Origin of the sequence: Romboutsia maritimum (genome assembly GCF_002251085.2) — a bacterium.
GTDB classification, from domain to species: Bacteria; Bacillota; Clostridia; order Peptostreptococcales; family Peptostreptococcaceae; genus Romboutsia_B; species Romboutsia_B maritimum.
In genome coordinates, this window is the sequence record NZ_NOJZ02000001.1 from 426076 (window position 1) to 448633 (window position 22558).

Genomic DNA, 22558 nt, shown 5'->3' on the forward strand with positions numbered 1-22558 from the left:
TTTGTATTTTTTATCTTATTAAATAATATAAAGGCAGTATCAAAATATAAAAATTTTGATACTGCCCTTATAAACTTAAATTTTAAATTTAACTATCTTATTTTTCATTAATTACTTTTAATTTTTCACTTACTGAATATAAATCATCTAGTGAATCAATCTCAAAACAATCATCTGAGTTTATTTTTCTTATATATACATCTAAATCCTTTAAATTATCTTTAACCATGTTGTCCCAATATAAATCTTCAAAAGAATTTCCATTTATAGCTTCTTCTAATTTCTTAACTATATGCTCTCCGTCTTTTGGTGACCAATAAGATACTCCACAAAGTATATGACCATTTCCACTACCTATATTAATATTATAAACTTTGTTATTATCATCAAATTCTAATATCCACTCATCTTTAAATTTTTCTTTGTATCCACTAAAATATGTTGACTTATTTATATTTTCATCAATAAAATTATTTTGTAAATAAATATCTCCATCCATCACATAACTGCCTGGTAAATAATCTTTAACTAGATACATAGTGTATATGTTGTTATAAACATTGTACTTATCATTATGAACTAATTTTACATTATATTTTTCTTTAAGGAATTGAAATTTTTCCTCTAAATATCCTGTAACTACTATAATTTCATCTATTCCTTTTTCTTTTAAAAACTCAATCTGTCTTTGCATCATAGCAGTTCCATTAACTTCTATTAAAGGCTTTGGTGTTGTTAAAGTTAATGGTTGTAGTCTTGTCCCCATACCTGCCGCTAAAAGTATTGCTCTCATCTAACTGTCTCCTTTGTATATACTTTAGTTTATATCTTAATTTTTAGATACCATTATTGAACCTATAATTATTAAAATAGTACAAATCACTAATTTAATAGTAATAATTCCACTTAAAAAGATTACTTCAAAAATTATAGCCCATATGGAATAAGTTATATTAAGTCCTGTTGCTTTTACAGGACCTATTGTGTCAATTGCATTATAGTAACATATATAAGATAAAGTTCCTATTAGTGCTACTATTGGTATAATCCATACAATATTAGAACTCATAACACTTTTAGTTATACCAAACCCTCCAACTAAAGGTACTATTATTATTCCGTAAACTATTGCTGATACTAACTGTCTAATTTGAAGTGCTTGAGTTGGACTTACTTCATCATCTTTCATGCCATAAGCACAAATTACACTTTCTAGTGACCATCCTAAAACACATATCATTGCAAACACAAATCCCATAAGAAAATTTCTAGGCTCTGTTTGAGAAGGATTGTATCCTAATATTATTAAAGAAATTACACTTAATGATAAACCTATCCATCCAGATTTACTTAATTTTTCTTTTAAAAATAAGTATGAAAAAAATGCAGCCATAGCTGGATATATAGACGATATAGTAGCCGTTATCCCTGGTCCAATACAATTAATTGCTAAAAGATATGCCGCCATACCTATAGGTCCTCCAAATAAAGCTGCTACACATACATATTTTCCACTTCTAGTCTTTAATAACTTTAGTGTTTTTAATAACTCACCCTTCATTATTGAATATATAACCATCCACAAACTTGAAAATGTATCATGTAAAAAAGCACTTATAATCGGCGCTATCATAATAGCTTGTGATGTACTTATAAATGGAGTTGACTTTAAAAGTACTCCAGTTAATACAGTATCTATACTCCATAAAATTCCTGAAGCTACTCCACTACTTATGCCTAATTTATTTATAGTTCCTGTACATTGTACAAATTCTTCTACACTAGACATAAACTTTCCCTCATCATTTCTTCTAATTTTAAAAGGTTTGATTTTGCTCTGTTGTATCTATCTATACCATAAGTTCCAAAATCATCACCTTCTGCTTCTTTTAAATTACTCCATATGCTCCATAAAAAATCTTGGCATATTTTATATATAAGTATTCTCTTTTCATAATTTGCTTCAATTTCTTCATCAATTTTAAAGTATTTTTGTAAGAATAATTTTTCCTCATCTTTTGAGAAATTACACTCTATAATATGAGCAGCTATATCCCACATAGGATCATTCATTCCTGAATATTCCCAATCTATTAAATAAATTCTATCATTATTACCTTTTACAAAATTCTCAGGAACAGTATCATTATGACAAGCTTTAAGCTCTCTTCCTAATGTATTCAACACAGAATCTAATCTTACTACTTTTTCTTTTACTTCATAATAATCTGAAAAATTACATCCATTTACATCTTGTAATAATTTTTCATATTTTTCAATTTCATCAAATACATTAAATTCATTTTTAAAAGAAATTCCAGAATCATGAAGCTTTTTTAAAATATTTGCTGTTAACTCCATATTTTCTTCTCTTTTTGCACTAGTCTCATTTAATGTCTCTGCATTGTCTATAAATTTACTTATTTTTATTCCAGTATGTTCATCACTATATAATATATCAGTGTCTAATCCTAATTTATTTGCTAACTGACTATTATATTTTTCATTTATCCTACTTATCATATTTTCAGTACCATTTCCAGGCATTCTTAAAATATAATATTGATCTTTTATATTTACTTTATAATTTTTATTTGTCATACCTCCAGCTGGAGATATTTCTTTTATATCACCTTCATCTATATCTAAGATTTCTTTAAGCTTAGATTTTATGTTAGTTATTTTAATTTCTTGTTCTTTTCTTAATAATTTGTTATAAATCTTACTTACTACTTTTTTGTAATGACTTATTGTATCTATTTCTGACCATACTAAGTCATCAATTTTTATATATCCTATTTTATATTCTCTACCTATGTCCATAAGTGTATATTCATAATTTAGATATGGATTTTTATTATCCTTAAATTGTTCTATCATTTTATTAAATACTTCATAAGAAATTTTACTTATACCTATCATTTCTCCATCAATTTTATTAAATTGATGCATATCCTTAGACATACGATAAACATATCCATCTCTTATTTCTACTAGTGCCTCATCACCTGAACCACTTTCACTTGTTATTACCATACAATCTCTATCTCTACTTTTTAAAATCTCTTTTATAGCTCTTTCTTCAAAAATTAAATCATTTTCTAAAAGTAGAAAATCATCATCTATAAAATCTTTTGCTAATGATAAAGATTGCATAGTGCCTGTCCATTTATATCTATCATTTTTTACCAATTTTATATTATTATTATTTTTAGCATATTCTTCATAATATGAGCTTTCGTATCCAACTACAATAACCACTTTTTCTATACCGTGGTCATTTAATAAACTCATAAGTCTATCAATTATTTTCATATCATGAATTTGCAAAAATCCAATAGGCTTTCCAAATTCTTTTTTCTCGCCAGCTGCTAATATAACCGCTTGTTTAATTTGTTTTTTTTCGCTAATTTCTTGATGCAAATTTATTTTTTTTAATTGTTCATTTTGTATTTGTTCACTTAATAAATTTAAACCACTATCAGTTAATAAATAAATACTTTTGCTACTTTCTTTTTTTGTTTCTATATAGCCCTTTGTTTCCAGATTTTTTATTATAGAATTAATTCCCCCAATAGATATTCCTGCTTTTGAAGCTAGCATTCTCTGCGTTATTTTTTCATTGTTATTTAATAAATATAAGATTTCGAATTCTCTCCCCATATCCGCGCCTCCTAGTTCATATTTTGAACACATTATAATTATAATTTTAATACTTACGATATACTTTGTCAATTAAGTAAATAATATGATGAAAAAAGCTGTCTCAAAATTCAACTTTGAAACAGCTTTTTTTAATTCTATTATTTTTTGTTTTTGTTATTTATTTTTCTTATGAAGAAGAATAAAATAAATAAAATTAATAATGCTAATACTCCAATTATTACTTTCTTATATTTTAAAATAATATTATTTTTTGTTTTTTCATTAGATGTTCCTTCATCTTTAAGTTTACTAATGTAAGATTTTATATCATCCTCATTATTAAAAGGCTTATTTTCAAGTCTTAACATCTTAAAATCTCCACTGCCTGTATTTTTAACTACCGCAAAATAAACATCTGGTGAAGTTTCTAGTTTTCCTTGTACAGATTTTTTTCCATTTATAGCTAGGTAATAATAGCCATCTTCAATTTCATATGCTTTTTTAATCTGAGGTTTAGATATTTCTTCTTTCATAGAAGTAGTTAAAAATTTCTTTAATTTAGGACTATCAGAAATGGTATCATCTACATCTTCAAAAGAATATCTAGGCATAGATTCTATTAATAAACTAACTAAAAACTCATTTATTTGCTCACTATTTCTATTTAAATCTAACTGTGTATAAAAAGTGCCTGAAGAATGCTCCATTAAAAAAGTTTCTCCTTGTTGATATGAATCTAAAATATCTTCAAATTTTTCTTTTTTTAATTTCTTCGTTGAATTATTTTTAGTCTGTTTATATGTGTAAAATTGTGACTGATCTACTTTCTTATCAACTACATCTTTTTGTTGTTCTAAAGTAAGATTGCAACTTATTTCTAAATTTTCAACATCTATGCTCTTTCCTTTAAAATCATAAAATTTATATACCTCATCAAACCCCATATCTTTTTTTAAATATTCATAAGTACCTATATATGTTTTCTCACCTTTATGCACTGTACTAATAGAATTTGAATCTTGTAAACCTATATTTAGAGGTTGTCTAGTTGAAAAAACTTTATTCAACTTACCTTTTTTAAAATCATACACTTCAAGATTATAATAATTATCTCCATTTAAATACATACATACTAAATCTTTATTTTCATCATTATCTAAATCTCCTAAACCTGCATATATAATTCCTTTTTCCTGTTTTATATTTTCATTTATCGGGTCAGATAATTTACTTGAATATACCCCTATTCCACCACCATCTTTATCATCACCATATATTAAATTATCAAGAAATTTATAATAGGCTTTATATGCTTCATTAGTATCATTGTCTTGAGAATATACTGTAACTAAACTTTCTGAAATCCCCCCTAACATTAATACCATTACTAACAATAACTGAATTATTTTTTTCATTGTATCCTCCATGTGTATCATATTTGTAAATTTTTCTTATGTTATTATAAAAATAAAGCTGTCTAAAAATATAAATTTTCATTTTAAGACAACTTTTAACTAAATATCTTTTATTAGTTTTTATTCTAAATTTTTGATATTAACTCCCTGATGTTTTACATAATAACATTTATCATTATTTTACACTCTATTAATAATTTTATCCTTTTTTATTGTTTTTTTCAACATTATTCCATTTATTTAGAATAGTATTATTTTATTTAACTACATACTAAAAAGAACTTAAATACTAAATTTTAGTATATAAGTTCTAATACTTACGATTTTTTTATTTTTCCTTTTACCATATTAATTATGCTATCTAACTCTTCTACTTTTAATACATACATTAGTATAAAGTAAACTATAGCACCTAAGCCTATAGCACAACCTAATGATATAGTCTCATTAACAAATCCAGTTCCTGTTATTGAACTTATTAAGTTAAATGTAAATCTACAAACTATACCCATTACAATAGCTGAAAATAAAGATTTGAAAAATACTGAAAATACCTTCTTTTGTTCAAAATCTCCAATTTTCTTTTTAAGACTAAAGTAAAATAAAATTAATCCTATATATGCAGCTATTGAACTAGCCAAAGCTAATCCTCTGTATCCTAAGAATTTTATAAATATAAGATTTAATGCTATATTAAATACTATTGCAATCATACCATTTGTCATAGGAGTTTTACTGTCTTGTAATGAATAAAATCCTCTAGAGATTATATCTCTTAATGCAAATGCTAATACTGAAGTAGTATATAATACTAATATATTAGCTGTCATTACTGTATCATCATAAGTAAAATTACCTCTTTGAAGTAATATTTTAACTATTGGAATTGCAAGAACTCCTGCTCCAATTATTATAGGAACAACTAGTATTATTATAACATTCATAGTCTTTTTTAATGATAATTTAAATGCCTTCATATCATTATTTACAAGAAACTTTGACATTTGTGGATATACAACTGATAATATCGATGTTATAAATAAAGCTTGTACAAATTCATATAGTCTAGTTGCATAATTAAATGAAGCAACTACATTTGTTCCTAAAGTAGAAGCTAACGTTTTATCTACCATTGCGTTTAATTGACTAACACCTACCCCTATAACTACCGGCATTATAAGAGCCAACATTTCTTTCATTGCAGGATCCTTAAAGTCCATCTTAAGAGAATATCTATACCCCTTTTTGTACGCAAAAGGTACTTGGAATAAAAATTTAAACATTATCGCAATTAAAGTCCCGTATACCAATATATATACACTATGATTTACACTTAAATATATAGATGTAATTATTACTATACTATAAGGTATACCTATTAATCCTGGTATCATAAAACTATTTTTTATTTGTAAATAACCTGTCATTATATTTGCTAATCCTACAAATACTACACTAACTAATAATATCCTTGTAAAACTTATAGTAGTAGCTAAAACCTCTCCCCTATAACCAGCTGCAAATAACTTAACTAAAGGCTCCGTAAATATTATTCCTACAAAAGCCATTACTGTACATATTAAAATTACTATATTTATTAATGTATTTGTAAAATCTAGTGCTCTTTGTTCTCCAGACTCAGCTCTCAATCTATTATACATAGGTATTAAACTAGTCGCTATAGCTGAACCTATTATAGAAAACATGACTATAGGTATACTATTTGCAGTTGAATAAGCCGCTGCATACATATCTGTACCATAAGCCGCTGCAAGAACTTGCTCTCTAACTAAACCTAAAATTTTTGATAGTATTGTTACAATCATTAGACCTAGTGCTGCTTTAGCTGTTTTTGACATATTAATAACTCCTTTTATATTACAATGTTAAACCTATTATATGAGGTATTCTCTCACTATCTTGTGGCATTTGCATATAATCTCCATAATAAATAGTAAGATAAGTATGATAATTATTTGGACCAAAGAATTTATACCCTTCAAAATTAAGTTCCCTTAGTGGGTATATATCTTCTTTTTTATGGAGATATCTATTTTCCATAAAAGGTGTATCTATTCCATATACTATATGTGTAGCTTTTTTATTTTTTTCTAACTTTTTACACTTATTTATCCAAATATTCTCTATTTTCATTTGTTGTAAATAATATTTTATACGAGCCTTTGTCGTTTTAGGATTTACATTTCTAAAATAAGCTATTGTATTTAATGCTCTAGCCCATTTTTTAGAACACATTTCAGGTACTACTGAGTCCATAGGGAATATATCAATAAATACTCCTCTACAATTTAAATCTGACCCTCTTTCTTTTCCTTTAAAATAATCTAAATAATATATTTTAGCGAATGAAGGCTTTATATCAATATCCGTTTGACTCCACTCTTTAGAATCCTTATTTTCATATTTAAGTCCATCAGGAAGTTTACCTTCAACAATTTTAATAAACTTTTCATAATCTTTCCTCGGCATACATATATCACAATCATCATCCCAAGGTATAAAACCATCATGTCTAATTGCTCCTAATAAAGTTCCTGCATCCATCCAATAAGTAATATTATTTTCCCTACAAATTTCATCTATCACTATCATTATTTCTAAAGTAGTTAATTGTAGTTTCCTTAATACACTTATGTCTTCTTTTTCTATGATTTTATTAACTCTCTCCCTAAACATAAAACTTTCTCCTTAGCAAAATAATAGACTGTTCAACAGACTATTATTTTTTGAACAGTACTAATAACATTTAAAATACTATTTATTTTTTAATTTGTAATTATATATTTTTATTAATTATATTTTCATATATTTTTTCTATATCATTGAAATTTAAATTAACTTCATAATTTTCTTTAACAAATTTACGACCAGTTTTCCCCATGTTGTTTCTTAAGTCTTGATTTTCTAATAATTTTATTATGGCATCTTTTAATTGTTCTTCATTTTCAGACTCTACTATTATACCACTTTTGTTATTTAATACAACTTCTGGATGTCCTCCTACATTAGTAACTATTGCAGGTATTTCACATGCTTGTGCTTCAAGTGCAGCTACTCCAAAACTTTCCCTTAATGAAGGAAATACAGCTATATCAAAGGTATTAAAAGTTTTTGAAACTTCATCTAATGGCAATCTTCCTAAAAAATCAACATCTTTATCTATACCTAGTTCTTTTGTTAAATTTAATAAGTTATCCATTTGACTACCTGAACCTGCTATTTTTAAAACTATTTTTTTATCTTTGTATTGGTCTTTTACTAATTTAAAAGCTCTTATAAGATAATTTATTCCATATTTTTTTTCTAATGTTTTTATAGTTCCTATTATAAAAGGTTTCTCTATAGTAGTATTTTCCTCTATTTTCATAGATTTGAAAACATCTATATCTATTCCAAAAGGAGTTATATATATTTTCTTATCAGTATATTTATTAGTTTCTCTAGCCATATCTTTACTAGTAGAAAAAATATAATCTGCTTTTTTTAGATTATGCTTAATTATTAATTTTTGTATAAACCCACCATTTGGGAAATCATATATATCAGTTCCCCAAACAGATATAACATATGGTTTATAATTTAATAAACTTCCTATAAGTCCATAACTACTAGCATAATGAGCATGTAGTATGTCTGGCTTTATTTCATTTATAATTTTTTTTATTTCACCTATTACAGATATATATTTTACTTTTCTAAATGGACTAGCATTTTTTAATTCTTTTACGTTAAAACCAAAATTATATACCTTTACACCTTCTATACTTCCTTCATTCAAGGAAATAACATTAACATCGTATCCTTTACTTTTAAAATAATTACACCATTTAATTGTATGTGGATTTGATGCATCTGCTAAGTAACAAATAGTACTCATTATCTCTACCTTCCTATAGAATAATACTCTATTCCTGCATCTTTTGCATCTTCCATTTTATAACAGTTTCTTCCATCTAGAACTAGAGCTTTATTCATTTTTTCTTTATATTTATTTAAATCGTAATTCACTACATCTTTCCACTCAGTCATTATTAAGCATAAATCAGCATTTTCAATTGCTTCATCTATAGATTTTGTATAAGATATAGAGTCTTTAAATATTCTCTTAGTATTTTCTATCCCTATTGGATCATATGCTACTACATTCGATCCTCTTTCAATTAAATATTTTATATTCGGAATAGAAGGTGCCTCTCTAATATCATCTGTTTCTGGTTTAAAAGTCAATCCTAATATTGCGACTTTAATATCTTCAAAAGTCTCTACTAAATCTGATGCTTTTCTAACTAATTTAAGCTTTTGATTCTCATTAACTTCTATAGCTGCCTTTACAGTCTTCAACTCATATCCATTATGTGTTGCTAACCAATGTAGAGCTTTTGTATCCTTTGGAAAACAAGATCCTCCATAGCCTATACCAGCTCTTAAGAATTTACTACCTATTCTATCATCAAAACTCATACCTTTAGCAACATCTTCAATATTAGCTCCTACTATTTCACATAAATTAGCTATATCATTCATAAATGATATTTTAAGAGCTAAGAAATCATTAGATGCATATTTTATCATTTCTGCACTATTTCTATTTGTAACAACTATAGGTTGATTAAATGGTGTATATATACGTTCTAATATATCTTTTGCCCATTCACTTTCTACACCTACTACTATTCTTGATGCATTAAGAGTATCTTTTACTGCTGTTCCTTGTGATAAAAATTCTGGATTTGAAGCTACTTCTATTTTTACATCATTTTTTAATTTATTTGTTATATACTTTTCTATCTTTTCATTAGTTCCAATAGGCACTGTTGATTTTATAACTATTAAAGTGTCTTTATTTATTGTATCTGCTATTTCATTTGCAACTATTTTTATATAATCTAAATTTGCTGACCCATCGCTTCTTTCTGGCGTACCAACTGCAACAATAATTACATCTGCATCTTTATATGCATTTTTATAATCTGTCGTATAATGAAGTCTACCTAACTCATAGTTTTTAACCATTAAGTCTTCTAAATCATTTTCATATATTGGTGCTACACCAGCTTTCATTAATTCAACTTTTTTTTCATCAACATCAACGCATACTACATTTTCATGACCAACTTCAGCCAAGCATACGCCTGTAACTAGCCCCACATAACCAGTTCCCGCTATAGCAATTTTCATCCTATGTCCCTCCGAATGTGTAAAAACTTATATTCTCTTCTTTATTGCATTAAAAACATAAAAACAAAATACATATGCACTTTTGCACAAGCCAAGATTTTCTACATTTCTATAAGTATTCCAAGTTCTTCTTAATGCTTTTACTTTATTACTAGATATAGAATCTCCAACTAACCTATAGTTAACCAGTGATTCCGATACTCCATAAGCATACTTTTCTACTCTTAAAAGTTTTAACCATGTTGCTGTATCTTGTCCCCTTCTTACTAAAGGCATCTCAAAATTGCCTATAATCTCTCTATCTATAACTACAGTTGAACAACCTATTATTGTGTTTTTTAGTAGTCCATTATAATCTATTTTTCCTGGAGCTTTTGCGACTTTAGTAGTCTTAGTCCCATCTTCCCTCATGTATCTATATGATGTAAATGTAAAACCTAATTTTTTTTGTATCATATACTCCATTTGAACTTCTAACTTTCTAGGTTCCCATAAATCATCACTATCAATAAATGCAATAAATCTACCCTTTGCATTCTTTATACCAACATTTCTAGATACTGCAGCACCAGAATTTTTTTCAAGTTTTATATATTTTATTCTTTCATCATCTTTTCTGTAACTTTCTATAATCTCTGCTGATGCATCTTTAGAACAATCATCTACCAGTAAAAGTTCCCAGTTCCTATACGTTTGATTTTGAACTGATTCTATAGTATCTGATATAAATTTTTCTGAGTTGTATACAGGAGTTACTATTGATACTAAATACTCATTCATAACTTATACTCTCCTTATGTATCTTCTTCACTTAGTATCTATACACTTAACTCTTTATTTTTATCTAATTTTATAAAGTGTATTTGCTATCTATCATTTATTTGCTTTTTTTTGCCTAGCTTACATAAAGCATAAGCTATAAAAATAAATGTTATATTTGTACCTAAATCTAGGATTATACTTTCTGCAAAAGCATAAGCTAAAATACAAAGTATTAATGTAATCTCAGCTTTTTTACCTTCTTTACATAATTGATAAATAGCATAGCTATATAGTAGTATTATAAGTAAAAATACTATTATCCCACTATTATATAAAGTTAATATATATCCACTATCTAAAGGTAATCTCGGTGTAAATACAATATCTCTTATATTGTCATTATATCCAATAAGATTTAAACCATATTCTTTATTCACCAAATATCTATACCAATATAGAGGTCTATGTGACAACCATCTATTTAATTTATCACTATTGTAGAATCCATACGCTACTATAAGACTCAAACTAGCTAATAATCCTGGAATTAAAGTGAAGAACCATTTAAATGTTTTTTTTCTAACATCTATTTTTTCTAATGCAAATGCTAAAATCATAGCTCCTGCTATAGTTAAAAATCCTGTTCTTGTATTAGTTTGAGAATATACCACTATAGGGAATAGTATTAATAATCCAATATCTTTCTTTTTTAAATCATCAAATTTAAGATATAAATATGATACCCATATTGTAAAGAATGATATAAATGCTCCATTAGGATTTCCAAAACCAAAATCATTTCTATCATGTACAAATTCTGTTGGCTTAATATTAAATACATTTAAAGTAAGATATATCACGAAAAATATTATATTCGTTATGATATATGTTTTTATAATCTTTTTCATATCCAGGTTAACTAAAGCTAATGCTAATATATAAGCATATATTATAGACTTATTTTTAGTTAAAACAAACTGAATTCCTAGCAAACCTAATATTAATAAATGAAAAACATTATATTTTTTTATATCATTAACTATTAAGATTAAAGCAAACACTCCTGATAAAGCCATCAATATTTTAGCTACCGGAATACTTGTACCTATAAATAACATATTAGAATAATACTTTGCTACTATTAAAAATACTAAAATCGAACCAATCACATTTACTTTATCTTTATCTAGTAATTGTTTTTTATTAAGTATGTTCACTAGTTCACCTTCTTTCCCTAGAAATCTATGCTTTTTTTATAACTTCAAATATTCTTTGACAGTTTTTGTCGTCTCTAACAGTAAAACTATCCTCTATTCTTTTTTCATAAATAGGTTCTATTTTAAAGTCTTCTTTTGCATATTTTTCTATTAAACTTACTAACTTTTCTTCTGATGATATTACCTGTCCAAAACCATCTTTCTTAAAGTCTAAATAACCACTTTTATAATGCTTTAACTCATCAAAGCAGTAATGTATTATAGGCTTTTTCATGTATGCAAAATCAAAGAATACACTTGAATAATCCGTTATTAATAATTTTGAATCCATAAGCAATTGTTGAACATCATATTTATCTTTGTTAGCTATAATTATATTTTGATTATTTACATCAAAGTATTTTATATACTGTTGTATTTCATAATGAGGATAAAATACCAACTTGTACTCATATTTTTTCAAAATAGATTCTAGTTCTTTATTATTTAACAAAGATTTAAATCTTTTATAATAGTCCGATTCTAAAAATACATTATCATCTACTATCTTACTCTTTACATATGAAGGATTTGTTATATCCTTTCTCCATGTAGGCATAAGTAGTATTTGTTTTTTAGGTATATTCTTATGTAAATTATCGAATCTAGCCAAACCAGTTTGCACTACTTCATCATTAAAAAATCCATAATTTTGTGTATTAGCTATAGAGTTATATTCATCTTTTGTACTAGTTATAAATTTATCTATTCTACTAGCTTTTTTGTTTAATATATCACTTAAATCATTATATATAACTCCATGCTGTAAAAATATATACTTTTTCTTGTCTTTTCTGTCTAAAATCATTTTATATAACTTATAACTCCAAGGCTCTACAAATCCTATATGAGTAGAAATGACTTTCTTAGATAAAATAAAAGCAATTTTATGTTCAAAACTATTATACTCTATAATATTTGATAAATCTCTTACTTTCTTATAATCTTTTTCATATTGTTTGTCTATAATATAATGTACGTTTATCTTCGGATGATTTTCTCTTATATACTTAAACATCCAATATCCATTATCTTTAGCTTCAGTTCCTCTTTCACATATTAGCCATATATCTTTATATTTTTCTTTATTTTTATAAAATATAGAGACTCCTTTAAAAATAACCATTTCTATAGCTTGATAACCTAGTCTAGTCACTTTCTTTATTATATTTGCAACTTTCTGTGACATTTTACTTACTCCTAAATTTTTATAATTTAAATTTAAAGTATTCCTTAATACCTTTAAGGTAAAGTTTTATAACATTATCTACCTTACTAAATTTCTTTGCTGCAAATGCAGTGTACATTATTAATCCTTTATATCTACCAAACAATCTTTTAAATAATGCTGCTTTTGCAACAAATGATTTATCATCTAAGTAGTCATTTTCCCTAACTTCATGATATGCTAATATTTTTGGATAATAATCAAACTTATATCCTAAATTTTTCAAATCCATAAGATATATGTTTTCTTCTCCTGAATTATATCTTCCTCCAACTCCAAATCTTTCATCAAATCCAATAGTATAATCTTTTACTTTAGACGTATTTATATATATATCGATAGAAGCTTGCTTCAATACTCTCATCTTTGGAAAGTCATAAATTGCCTCTTTTGGATATTCTTTAGCATATATTTTTCTGTCTAAATCATAGTATTGAAAGCAAGCTATATCACTATCATGTTGTTTAAAAAAGTTATTAACAAATTCTAAGCTATCATTTTCATACCAACAGTCATCATCTGATAATGTATAAATATCTCCATTTATATGCTTTAGCCCTATGTTTCTTGCAATAGATAAACCTATTGTATCTGATACTATATGAGTATATTTAAAATCAAATTTACTTAAGCAATTTTTTACTATATCATGATTTCCTTGAGACACAACTATTACTTCAAAATCTTTATAAGTCTGATTTTCTAAACTTTCAAATAATCTAATTAATTCTTTTTCTCTTCGCCCTAATGTGGGTAATAATAAACTAATCATGTCTTTTCATCCTTTAATTACTTTCTTTTTAAAAAGTGCTTATTTATGTTCTTTATAGCATAATTACTAAAATAAAAAATTGCTTTTGGTAACGGAATTTCTTCTACATTTTTTAGTATATTCCATGTCCACATAGCTGATTTTATTTTATTTCCTGATAAAGAAGTTGATCTTTTTCTATAAAGTGCTAACACTTTATTTAACCCATACGCATTATGACCTTGTTTTAAAATAGATAGCCATGTTGCATAATCTTCATGGTGAATTTTAGGCATATAAATATTAGGTATTTTTTGTCTATCAATAATTACTGATAAACATCCAATAGTATTTTGTTTTAGTAAATCTTTGTAAGTTACAACTTCTTCTACTCCAACAGTTTTACCTAATTTATTCCCATTTTCATCCATAAACTCATAGCCAGTACATGTAAACCCATAATTATCTTTTTTCATAAAATTAATTTGTTCATCTAACTTTGTAGATAGCCAAATATCATCACTATCTAAAAAAGCTATATATTGACCAGTTGCTTTTTCAATACCTCTATTTCTCGCGTTTGCAACACCTACATTATCATCTAAAAGCACTGATTTAATTCTTTCATCTAATTCTTGATACTCTCTTATCATTTGCCTAGATGAATCTTTTGAAGCATCATCTACTAATATAATCTCTATATTCTTGTATGTTTGTTTTAGAATACTATCAACAGTATCCTTTAAATAAGCTTCTGCATTATGAACAGGTACTATTACAGAAACTAAACTGGGTATAAACCCTAAATTATAGTTCATAACTGACTTCCTCCCTAAGAAGTTATAATTTTTTAGAGAAAAAAAACAATATACTCAAATAGAACTTGAATACATTGTTTTAAACTTAATTACCTTGCACCTTCTCCTGTGAAAACAACTTTAACAGTTTTGAGCAATATATTCATATCCATGAGAAAACTCCTATGCTCTATATAATAAATATCTGCTTTCAGTTTTTCCTCAGGAGTAATATCATAACCACCATTTACTTGTGCCCACCCTGTTAAACCTGGCTTTATAGCTAATCTGTTTATAAATCCAGGTATCTCTTGATTGAACTGTTCAGTAAATGAAGGTCTTTCAGGTCTAGGCCCTATTATACTCATATCTCCCTTTAATATATTAAATAATTGTGGAATTTCATCGACTCTAGTTTTTCTAATAAATTTTCCAACTTTTGTTATTCTAGGATCTTCTTTTTGTGCCCATTGTGCTCCAAATTTTTCTGCGTCAGTTCTCATCGATCTTAGTTTATATATATAAAACTTTTTACCGCTTTTTCCTAGTCTTTCTTGTTTATAGGTTATTGGTCCATTATCTTCTATTTTAATAAGAATTCCAAATATAACTATTAAAGGTAATCCTACTATAAGTCCAATCAAGGACCCAACTATATCTAGTATTCTTTGATACATGTCAAAAATAGCATTTCCTTTAACGATACTATAATCAACGTCTGCTGCATATTGTGGGTAGTTTATTTCACAACCTTCACTAGTATATCCAGACATAATTACCTCCATATCAGCATATAAATTTTATAATAATATAGTTTAACTTATTTTTATATTATACTCAATAATTCTAATATTATCAATACAGTAAATGTCGTTATAAGTAGATAACTCTTTTTAATGTTATTAATGCTAATACTATAATTAAAATTGTTACTATTATTCTAATAGTCTCTTTTGTTATAAGCTTTGGTCTAGTTAACTTAAATCCAACTTCATTTATTTTTTTTATATTATTTTCTTTCATAAATTTAAATTGATTATCATTAACATTTTCTAACTCAGATAATAAAATTGGTTTATTTTGTTTTGCTGCAACAACGCTTAAAGATAAAGTATCTACAAAATCAGCATTACTATATATTCCACCCTTTGTATAGTACACTTCATTTACATTATTTAAATTGTAGAATTGTTTTATAATAGCTAAATTTGTTTCAAATCTATTCTTATCAGTAACTCTTAATGGATTTGGCATTGCTTTTTTAAAAGATGGTGTAATTTGATCTTCATTTCCTATAATGTAAGTATTTTCAATTTTGTTATCTTTTGCAAATTGAATCATTTCCATTTTATCACTTTTGTTCATCATTACTATAGGTATATGATTTTTGGCTGCCGCTGATGCTAATGAAACACCATCTGGTACACCATGTTGAATATTAACTACTGCTACATCTCTTTTATTTGTAATTCCATATACTTTTTTTGCAAGAAGTAAAGATGTTTCAAACCCATCTTTTCCTCCTATTCTCTCTATACCTATACGTGATTTAGTTAATTGTATCTCAACTTTTTTTGATATAGATTTTTTACCACCAATTATATAAACCTTTTCTACGCCTAATTTCTTTAACTGACTTTTTATAGTTTTATTTAAATCGCTAGATTCTATAAAAAACATTGGCATATTTTTTTCATGAGCAAATGATGTTGCACTTATACCATCTGTTATTGAACTCGTACTTATTAATATAGCTTCTTTAGACCTTTTCCACTCTAAATTACTTATATCAACTATCGTCTTATATCTGTCTTCTCCTATTATTTGCTTTCTATCATAATCTTTAAGATAACTTTTATCTAAATAAAATTTAGTCCCAAAAAAAGCTACTATAAAAATTAAACATAAAGATAATAATATTTTTGTTTTTTTACTCATATTTTATCTCCTGACTACTTTAAGCTTGATTCTATACCTTTTCCTATTTGATTCCCTAAAGTTTTTACTTTTTCAGAAGTATTTAAAAGTCCCATATCATATGCATTATCTATAAATGCACATTCAACAAGTATTGCTGGTGCATTCGTATTTCTAAGAACAGATAAATAATCGGTAGTTCCATCTTCAAGAGTTTTCGTCTTAATATTCCTATTAGCGAACGCAAATTCTTCTAAAATACTATTTAAAACATTTGTAGCAGCCGTTTTACTTGGTCCACCATTTCTATCTCTATAATTATAATAAACTTCAGTTCCTTTAGCTGTTTGATTATATGAGTTATAATGAATACTTGTAAATAAATCCGGTCCTATAGAGTTTGATATATTAGATCTTTGAAGTAATGTTAATGTAGTATCTTGCTCTCTTGTAAGAACAACATTTATTCCTTTAGATCTTAAATATTCACTTGTTGCTAAAGTTGTATTTAAAGTATAATTTTTTTCTTGTAAATCTCCATATACTGCTCCTGAATCTGCTCCACCATGACCTGCATCTAATACTACTGTTTTATCTCCAGTATTATGCTCTGATAATTTATTTGCTATTTCAGTAATTACACTATCATTTATTCCTCCACCAACTTGATATACTGTATTTGCTGTCTTAGATGTTAAATTATCTTCATGATATGCAGATACATAAGTTCTTGGATTTAAAAGTATTGGTGAATTAAACTTAGCTGCTAAAGGTCCTGCTGCTAATGCATCCACTAATACATCTGATTTTGCTACTAAAACTGCTTCTAATTCTTCATTTGTATAAAATCTCTTCATTACATTCGCATTAGTTTCATGTCTATCTTTCCCTGATACTCTATTATTATATATGCTATTTTGTGGGTCATTTTCATGCTTAGGTGTTATATCTGCCATCCTATGTATGATAGTAGTGTCTATAACATCCATTCCACCTATAAAATAAGCAGTTTGTAAATTTTGATCCTTTAACCAATTATACGTATTTTGTGGTATTTCTGTTTTTTCACTTAAAATAATAGGTTGTTTTTGTTCTCCTGCTTTTGCTGCAATAGTAAGAGCATCAACCTCTCCTTTATATCCATTTGATATATATATCTTTTCTATATTATGGTCTTTGTCTATTTCTTGAGCTATTTTCAATGAAGTTTCAAATCTAGTCTCACCAGATATACGATTTATCGTGCTACCAGTCGTCGTTTGTAAGTCATTTAATACTTTATCTGAAACTACACTTGTTCCTCCTATTATTGTAACTTCCTGTGGATTTAAACGTTTTAATTCATCTTGTACAATTTGTGGTACAGAATCTTTATTACAAAGTAATATAGGCGCATTATATGTTGTTGCTAGTGGAGTTGCCGTAATTCCGTCTGCTATTGCATCTCCATTAACTAATATTACTTTATTTGCTCCATCTTGCCAGCCTTCTTGGCTTATTTTTACAGCTGTATCAAATCTTGTATCTCCTACAAGTTTCTTTATTGGCGCTGCTGTTTTTGACATATACGTAGCGATACTTCTCTCATTAGTTATTATATACTCTTGTGTTATTTTATAATCGTTTAAATTTAATCCTATTTTTTCTAAGTCATTAGTTGTCAAAGTTTGTGGACTTGTAGAATTATTTATTATTATACTTTCAACTTCCCACACATTTAAATATTCTGGATCTTTGTTGAAGTTTATTGTTCCTTCATACGAATTGCTTTTACTGTTATATTTTAGATCTGTACTTAGAATCATATCATAGCACTTATAATTTAATGTTATACTATCTGCATCTTGCTTTTCTTTAAAGCTTATACTTATTTTAGATTTATCACCTAATATTACACTTCTTTTTTCTAATTCTATATTAATGCCTGCATTATTTTTTGCAACATCGACATTAGATGCAAAGGCTACATTGGGTGCTATCATTGATAATGAGATTATTCCTGCCGTTAAAAATTTTGATGTTTTTTTCATTATACATATTCCCCCTATTTTCTATAAATCATTATATATTATAGCATAATCTAGTGTAAAATAATATATAATTAGATAATTTACAGGGGGTATGTATTGGCTTGAAATTAGTTAAATCATACTTGTACCCATGCGAGCTAAAAAACAGCTTTCAAATGGGTACTGCGCTATAATTCGACTAATTTCTTGCTTCACTTTTCCACTCTCATATTTTTAGTTTTTGTTTATTAAATTTTGTATTTCTGTTTTTACTCCTTGATAAGATTTATTTTCTGATAGTTTATTTATAACTTCTTTTAAGCTTGTTAATACTTTATCTGTAAAACCACTTACTGAGCTTTTTACATCATCTATTTTGAACTCATTTATGGATTCTTTTACTGTATCTACTGAATTAGTTATTCCTAATTTTATTGGTTCTAATTTTTCTATATTTATTAAATCTATTGCTTTGTCTTTTACTTCTCCTATTATATCTTTCACTTCATTTATTGTTTTTCCTGCTTTATTATCTGATGCTTTGCTACATCCACTTAGCATTAGTATACATATAAAAGGTATTATCACTAATTTTTTAATGTTCATAATTCTCCCTCCATGTGTTTTGATGTATTAATCTTACGAAGATTATACCAAAAAATATGCCATAACGCGATAAGAAGATGATTAAATGTGATTTACTTTCCTTTTACGTTGTGATTATATGATCATTTAATATATCTACATCTATATCATATACTTTCTTTATATTTTTTTCTGTTAACACTTCTTTTGGTTTTCCTGTTGATATTACTGTTCCTTTTTCTAATAAAAGTATCTTATCTGAATATCTCATTGCCATATTTAAATCATGAACTACGATTATTACTATTTTTCCTTGATTTGCTAAGTTTTTTGCCATTTTCATTACTTCTATTTGATTCTTTATATCTAAAAAACTTATTGGTTCATCTAATAAATATATTTCTGTATCTTGAGCTAGTGCCCTGGCTATTAATACCTTTTGTTTTTGCCCTCCACTTAACTCACTATAGTTTTTATCTGCTAATTCTATTATGCCCATTTTTTCTAATATAGATATTACTATATCTATGTCTGATTCTGTTATATTCCATTTTATATATGGCTTTCTTCCCATTATTATTAAATCCATTACTTTTCCTGAAAAGAAGTCATTTGTCATTTGTGGTACATAAGCTATGTTTTTTGCTATTTCTTCTTGCTTCATATTTAATAGACTTTTTTTACCTAGCTTTATCGTTCCATTTTGTGGCCTTAGTATTTTGTTTATACATTTTATAAAAGTTGTTTTTCCTGAACCATTTGGACCTATTATACTTACTACATTTCCTGGTTCTACTTCTAAACATACTTTATTTAGTATTTGTTTTGTTTTGTATTTAAAATCTATATTTTCTATTATTAAACTCATTTTACCCTCTTTTTTGCTTTATTATTAAATATAAAAAGAATGGAACTCCAATAAATGAAGTTATTATCCCTATTGGTAATTCTGTTGGGGCTATTATATTTCTCGCCACCGTGTCTGATACTAAAAGTAGTAATGCACCTATTAATGATGATGTTGGTACTAAATATCTATAGTCACTTCCTATTATCATTCTACTTATGTGAGGTGCTATTAGTCCTACAAATCCTATTATACCTGTAAATGCTACCGCTACTGCTGTCATAAGCGTCGATAATATTATTGATATATTTTTTATTTTATTAAAGTTTACGCCTAAACTAAGTGCTGATTCTTCTCCTAAAGACATTACGTTTAAATCCCATGCATATCGCATCATAATTATAAAACTTATTACTACTATAACCACTATTATAGCTATTGACTCCCATTCTATTCCTGATAAACTTCCCATCATCCAAAACACTATTTCAGGTAGTTCATCTGTATCACTTACATATTTTAAAAATGATACCATAGCTGAAAATAAATATCCTATTGCTACCCCAGATAATATTAACGTTTTAGACGAATTTTTAGCTATTATTGATATAACATAAACCATCAACATTGTTATAATTGAGAAAATAAAGGCAAATATAGGCACTTTGTAACTACCTAAAAATGATAGAGGTGTACCTAATATTATAGATAGTGCAGCTCCAAATGCTGCCCCATTTGATACTCCTAATGTGTATGGACTTACTAATGGATTTTGAAATATTCCTTGCATCAAAAGTCCTGCATTTGAAAGTGCTATCCCTGCAAATATAGCTACAAAGACTCTAGGCAATCTTATATTTAATACTACTATTTTATCAACCTGTGATACGCTTAAACTTTTATTAAATACATTCATAACTACTTCTGCTACAGTAGACGCATCTACTGATGATGCGCCTATTGATATTGATAAAATTGATGTTAATACTAGCAGGAAGCTTAGTCCCACTAGTATCATCAAGTTTTTATATTTTCTTTTTTCGTAACTATTCTTTTTATCTATTCTTAAATTATTACTTGCTACTTGATTCATATGTCCATATTCCTTTATGTTCTACTTTATAGAATTTTTCTAACATTTCTTTGTGTATTTCTTCTGGTTTTATATCTTCAAATTTATCTGGATATAACCATTTTGCTAAATATAAGCTTCCTATTACACTACCTTGAGGTGATGTAGCTATTTCATTTGATATCATATGTGTTTTTGAAATTTTAACTGCTTCTAATTGATTCCACCCAGTTCTTGCTACTAATTTTTCATATGCTGCTTTAGCTTGTGTATCATTTTCTATTCCAAGACCTAATACTGGCTTTTTATTAGATACAACTTTTACTATTATACTTGGATTCTTTTCTATTACCCATTCATTACTTATTTTTGGATATTCTACTGGTTCACTACTTGCTATATTTACTCCACCAGCTGCTGTTATTAAACTATCTCCACCTGTTCCTTTTGCAACTGTTGCATAATCGCTATATCCTTCCCAGTAAACTTTAACTCTTTTATCTTCTGGAATTTTTGCTACTCTTTCTTGTATTAATTTACTATACTTATTTAAAAATCCTAAGTATTCATTTGCTTCTTTTTCTTTTCCTAATATAAGACCTAATGTACTTATTTCAGATGCCATATTTTCAGCTTTATAAGCATCTAAATAAACTAGTGCTATATTAGCTTCTTCTATTTGTTTTGCTAGTTCTGGCTTCATATATTTTTGATATCCAAATACTACATCTGGCTTCATCTCTAATATTTTCTCTACATTTGGCTCTTTCCATGTTCCAAGTATTTCTTTTTTAGTGTCATTTGGTAATAACTTAGTTTTATCTGTTACACCTACTATTTTATCTGATGATCCTAATGCACATACCAAATCATACACTCCTGAATTTAGTATAACCATTGATTTTACATCTTTAGGTACATCAACATATCTTCCATATGTATCAACTATTTTTTGAGTTTCTTTACTAGCCACTTTGTCTTTCTTGTCTTCTGTACTATTGCATCCGACCATTCCTACAACTACTAATACTAATGATAATAATAGCGATAATTTCTTATAAATCTTCTTCATATT

General features: G+C 26.9%; 20 protein-coding genes. All 20 read right to left on the reverse strand.

Features of this window, described 5'->3' with window-relative positions:
• Positions 1 to 97: 97 nt before the first annotated feature.
• Complete coding sequence (locus CHF27_RS02055) at positions 98 to 793, reverse strand: sugar phosphate nucleotidyltransferase (RefSeq protein ID WP_095405763.1); 696 nt, start codon at positions 791 to 793, stop codon at positions 98 to 100.
• A gap of 36 nt (positions 794 to 829) precedes the next feature.
• Positions 830 to 1789 carry a DMT family transporter gene (locus CHF27_RS02060; protein ID WP_095405764.1) on the reverse strand — a complete coding sequence of 320 codons (960 nt, stop codon included), beginning with the start codon at positions 1787 to 1789 and terminating at the stop codon, positions 830 to 832.
• A complete protein-coding gene (locus CHF27_RS02065) occupies positions 1777 to 3663 on the reverse strand; it encodes an NTP transferase domain-containing protein (RefSeq protein ID WP_095405765.1) in 1887 nt (628 codons plus the stop codon). Before CHF27_RS02065 ends, CHF27_RS02060 begins: the two co-directional genes overlap by 13 nt.
• Before the next feature lie 140 nt (positions 3664 to 3803).
• On the reverse strand, positions 3804 to 5060 hold the full coding sequence (locus tag CHF27_RS02070) for a hypothetical protein (protein WP_095405766.1): 1257 nt from the start codon (positions 5058 to 5060) through the stop codon (positions 3804 to 3806).
• Positions 5061 to 5377: 317 nt separating this feature from the next.
• Positions 5378 to 6919: a murein biosynthesis integral membrane protein MurJ gene (gene murJ / locus CHF27_RS02075; RefSeq protein ID WP_095405767.1), complete on the reverse strand. Its 1542-nt coding sequence runs from the start codon at positions 6917 to 6919 to the stop codon at positions 5378 to 5380.
• A 19-nt stretch (positions 6920 to 6938) separates the two neighbouring features.
• Positions 6939 to 7757, reverse strand: a complete 819-nt coding sequence (locus tag CHF27_RS02080; RefSeq protein WP_095405768.1) for a LicD family protein — start codon at positions 7755 to 7757, stop codon at positions 6939 to 6941.
• A gap of 100 nt (positions 7758 to 7857) precedes the next feature.
• Positions 7858 to 8958 (reverse strand): glycosyltransferase, encoded by a 1101-nt coding sequence (locus CHF27_RS02085; protein WP_095405769.1) that lies wholly within the window; start codon positions 8956 to 8958, stop codon positions 7858 to 7860.
• Positions 8959 to 8963: 5 nt separating this feature from the next.
• Entirely contained in the window at positions 8964 to 10259 is a 1296-nt protein-coding gene (locus tag CHF27_RS02090) for a UDP-glucose dehydrogenase family protein (RefSeq protein ID WP_095405770.1), read from the reverse strand.
• Positions 10260 to 10286: 27 nt separating this feature from the next.
• A complete protein-coding gene (locus tag CHF27_RS02095; protein WP_095405771.1) occupies positions 10287 to 11039 on the reverse strand; it encodes a glycosyltransferase family 2 protein in 753 nt (250 codons plus the stop codon).
• 86 nt (positions 11040 to 11125) lie between these two features.
• The gene (locus CHF27_RS02100) at positions 11126 to 12238 is read right to left on the reverse strand and encodes a hypothetical protein (RefSeq protein WP_095405772.1); all 1113 of its coding nucleotides are present in this window, start codon (positions 12236 to 12238) and stop codon (positions 11126 to 11128) included.
• 25 nt (positions 12239 to 12263) lie between these two features.
• The gene (locus CHF27_RS02105; protein ID WP_095405773.1) at positions 12264 to 13466 is read right to left on the reverse strand and encodes a CDP-glycerol glycerophosphotransferase family protein; all 1203 of its coding nucleotides are present in this window, start codon (positions 13464 to 13466) and stop codon (positions 12264 to 12266) included.
• A gap of 19 nt (positions 13467 to 13485) precedes the next feature.
• On the reverse strand, positions 13486 to 14277 hold the full coding sequence (locus CHF27_RS02110; protein WP_095405774.1) for a glycosyltransferase family A protein: 792 nt from the start codon (positions 14275 to 14277) through the stop codon (positions 13486 to 13488).
• A 17-nt stretch (positions 14278 to 14294) separates the two neighbouring features.
• A complete protein-coding gene (locus CHF27_RS02115; RefSeq protein ID WP_095405775.1) occupies positions 14295 to 15074 on the reverse strand; it encodes a glycosyltransferase family 2 protein in 780 nt (259 codons plus the stop codon).
• Positions 15075 to 15163: 89 nt separating this feature from the next.
• The gene (locus CHF27_RS02120) at positions 15164 to 15826 is read right to left on the reverse strand and encodes a sugar transferase (RefSeq protein WP_095405776.1); all 663 of its coding nucleotides are present in this window, start codon (positions 15824 to 15826) and stop codon (positions 15164 to 15166) included.
• 100 nt (positions 15827 to 15926) lie between these two features.
• A complete protein-coding gene (locus tag CHF27_RS02125) occupies positions 15927 to 16991 on the reverse strand; it encodes a cell wall-binding repeat-containing protein (RefSeq protein ID WP_095405777.1) in 1065 nt (354 codons plus the stop codon).
• Between the two features lie 14 nt (positions 16992 to 17005).
• Complete coding sequence (locus CHF27_RS02130; RefSeq protein ID WP_095405778.1) at positions 17006 to 19000, reverse strand: cell wall-binding repeat-containing protein; 1995 nt, start codon at positions 18998 to 19000, stop codon at positions 17006 to 17008.
• Between the two features lie 213 nt (positions 19001 to 19213).
• A complete protein-coding gene (locus CHF27_RS14100) occupies positions 19214 to 19585 on the reverse strand; it encodes a hypothetical protein (protein WP_095405779.1) in 372 nt (123 codons plus the stop codon).
• Between the two features lie 103 nt (positions 19586 to 19688).
• Positions 19689 to 20432 carry an ABC transporter ATP-binding protein gene (locus CHF27_RS02140; protein WP_095405780.1) on the reverse strand — a complete coding sequence of 248 codons (744 nt, stop codon included), beginning with the start codon at positions 20430 to 20432 and terminating at the stop codon, positions 19689 to 19691.
• Between the two features lies 1 nt (position 20433).
• On the reverse strand, positions 20434 to 21504 hold the full coding sequence (locus CHF27_RS02145) for a FecCD family ABC transporter permease (RefSeq protein ID WP_095405781.1): 1071 nt from the start codon (positions 21502 to 21504) through the stop codon (positions 20434 to 20436).
• Positions 21485 to 22555, reverse strand: coding sequence for an ABC transporter substrate-binding protein (locus CHF27_RS02150; protein ID WP_095405782.1), 1071 nt, complete (start codon positions 22553 to 22555; stop codon positions 21485 to 21487). The genes CHF27_RS02145 and CHF27_RS02150 overlap by 20 nt, the downstream gene beginning before the upstream one ends.
• Positions 22556 to 22558: the final 3 nt, after the last annotated feature.

Excerpts from the sequence above, each read along its gene's own strand:
- CHF27_RS02055 (WP_095405763.1), bottom strand. The coding sequence starts at position 793 with ATGAGAGCAATACTTTTAGCGGCAGGTATGGGGACAAGACTACAACCA.
- CHF27_RS02060 (WP_095405764.1), bottom strand. The coding sequence starts at position 1,789 with ATGTCTAGTGTAGAAGAATTTGTACAATGTACAGGAACTATAAATAAA.
- CHF27_RS02065 (WP_095405765.1), bottom strand. The coding sequence starts at position 3,663 with ATGGGGAGAGAATTCGAAATCTTATATTTATTAAATAACAATGAAAAA.
- CHF27_RS02070 (WP_095405766.1), bottom strand. The coding sequence starts at position 5,060 with ATGAAAAAAATAATTCAGTTATTGTTAGTAATGGTATTAATGTTAGGG.
- murJ (WP_095405767.1), bottom strand. The coding sequence starts at position 6,919 with ATGTCAAAAACAGCTAAAGCAGCACTAGGTCTAATGATTGTAACAATA.
- CHF27_RS02080 (WP_095405768.1), bottom strand. The coding sequence starts at position 7,757 with ATGTTTAGGGAGAGAGTTAATAAAATCATAGAAAAAGAAGACATAAGT.
- CHF27_RS02085 (WP_095405769.1), bottom strand. The coding sequence starts at position 8,958 with ATGAGTACTATTTGTTACTTAGCAGATGCATCAAATCCACATACAATT.
- CHF27_RS02090 (WP_095405770.1), bottom strand. The coding sequence starts at position 10,259 with ATGAAAATTGCTATAGCGGGAACTGGTTATGTGGGGCTAGTTACAGGC.
- CHF27_RS02095 (WP_095405771.1), bottom strand. The coding sequence starts at position 11,039 with ATGAATGAGTATTTAGTATCAATAGTAACTCCTGTATACAACTCAGAA.
- CHF27_RS02105 (WP_095405773.1), bottom strand. The coding sequence starts at position 13,466 with ATGTCACAGAAAGTTGCAAATATAATAAAGAAAGTGACTAGACTAGGT.
- CHF27_RS02110 (WP_095405774.1), bottom strand. The coding sequence starts at position 14,277 with ATGATTAGTTTATTATTACCCACATTAGGGCGAAGAGAAAAAGAATTA.
- CHF27_RS02115 (WP_095405775.1), bottom strand. The coding sequence starts at position 15,074 with ATGAACTATAATTTAGGGTTTATACCCAGTTTAGTTTCTGTAATAGTA.
- CHF27_RS02120 (WP_095405776.1), bottom strand. The coding sequence starts at position 15,826 with ATGTCTGGATATACTAGTGAAGGTTGTGAAATAAACTACCCACAATAT.
- CHF27_RS02125 (WP_095405777.1), bottom strand. The coding sequence starts at position 16,991 with ATGAGTAAAAAAACAAAAATATTATTATCTTTATGTTTAATTTTTATA.
- CHF27_RS02130 (WP_095405778.1), bottom strand. The coding sequence starts at position 19,000 with ATGAAAAAAACATCAAAATTTTTAACGGCAGGAATAATCTCATTATCA.
- CHF27_RS14100 (WP_095405779.1), bottom strand. The coding sequence starts at position 19,585 with ATGAACATTAAAAAATTAGTGATAATACCTTTTATATGTATACTAATG.
- CHF27_RS02140 (WP_095405780.1), bottom strand. The coding sequence starts at position 20,432 with ATGAGTTTAATAATAGAAAATATAGATTTTAAATACAAAACAAAACAA.
- CHF27_RS02145 (WP_095405781.1), bottom strand. The coding sequence starts at position 21,504 with ATGAATCAAGTAGCAAGTAATAATTTAAGAATAGATAAAAAGAATAGT.
- CHF27_RS02150 (WP_095405782.1), bottom strand. The coding sequence starts at position 22,555 with ATGAAGAAGATTTATAAGAAATTATCGCTATTATTATCATTAGTATTA.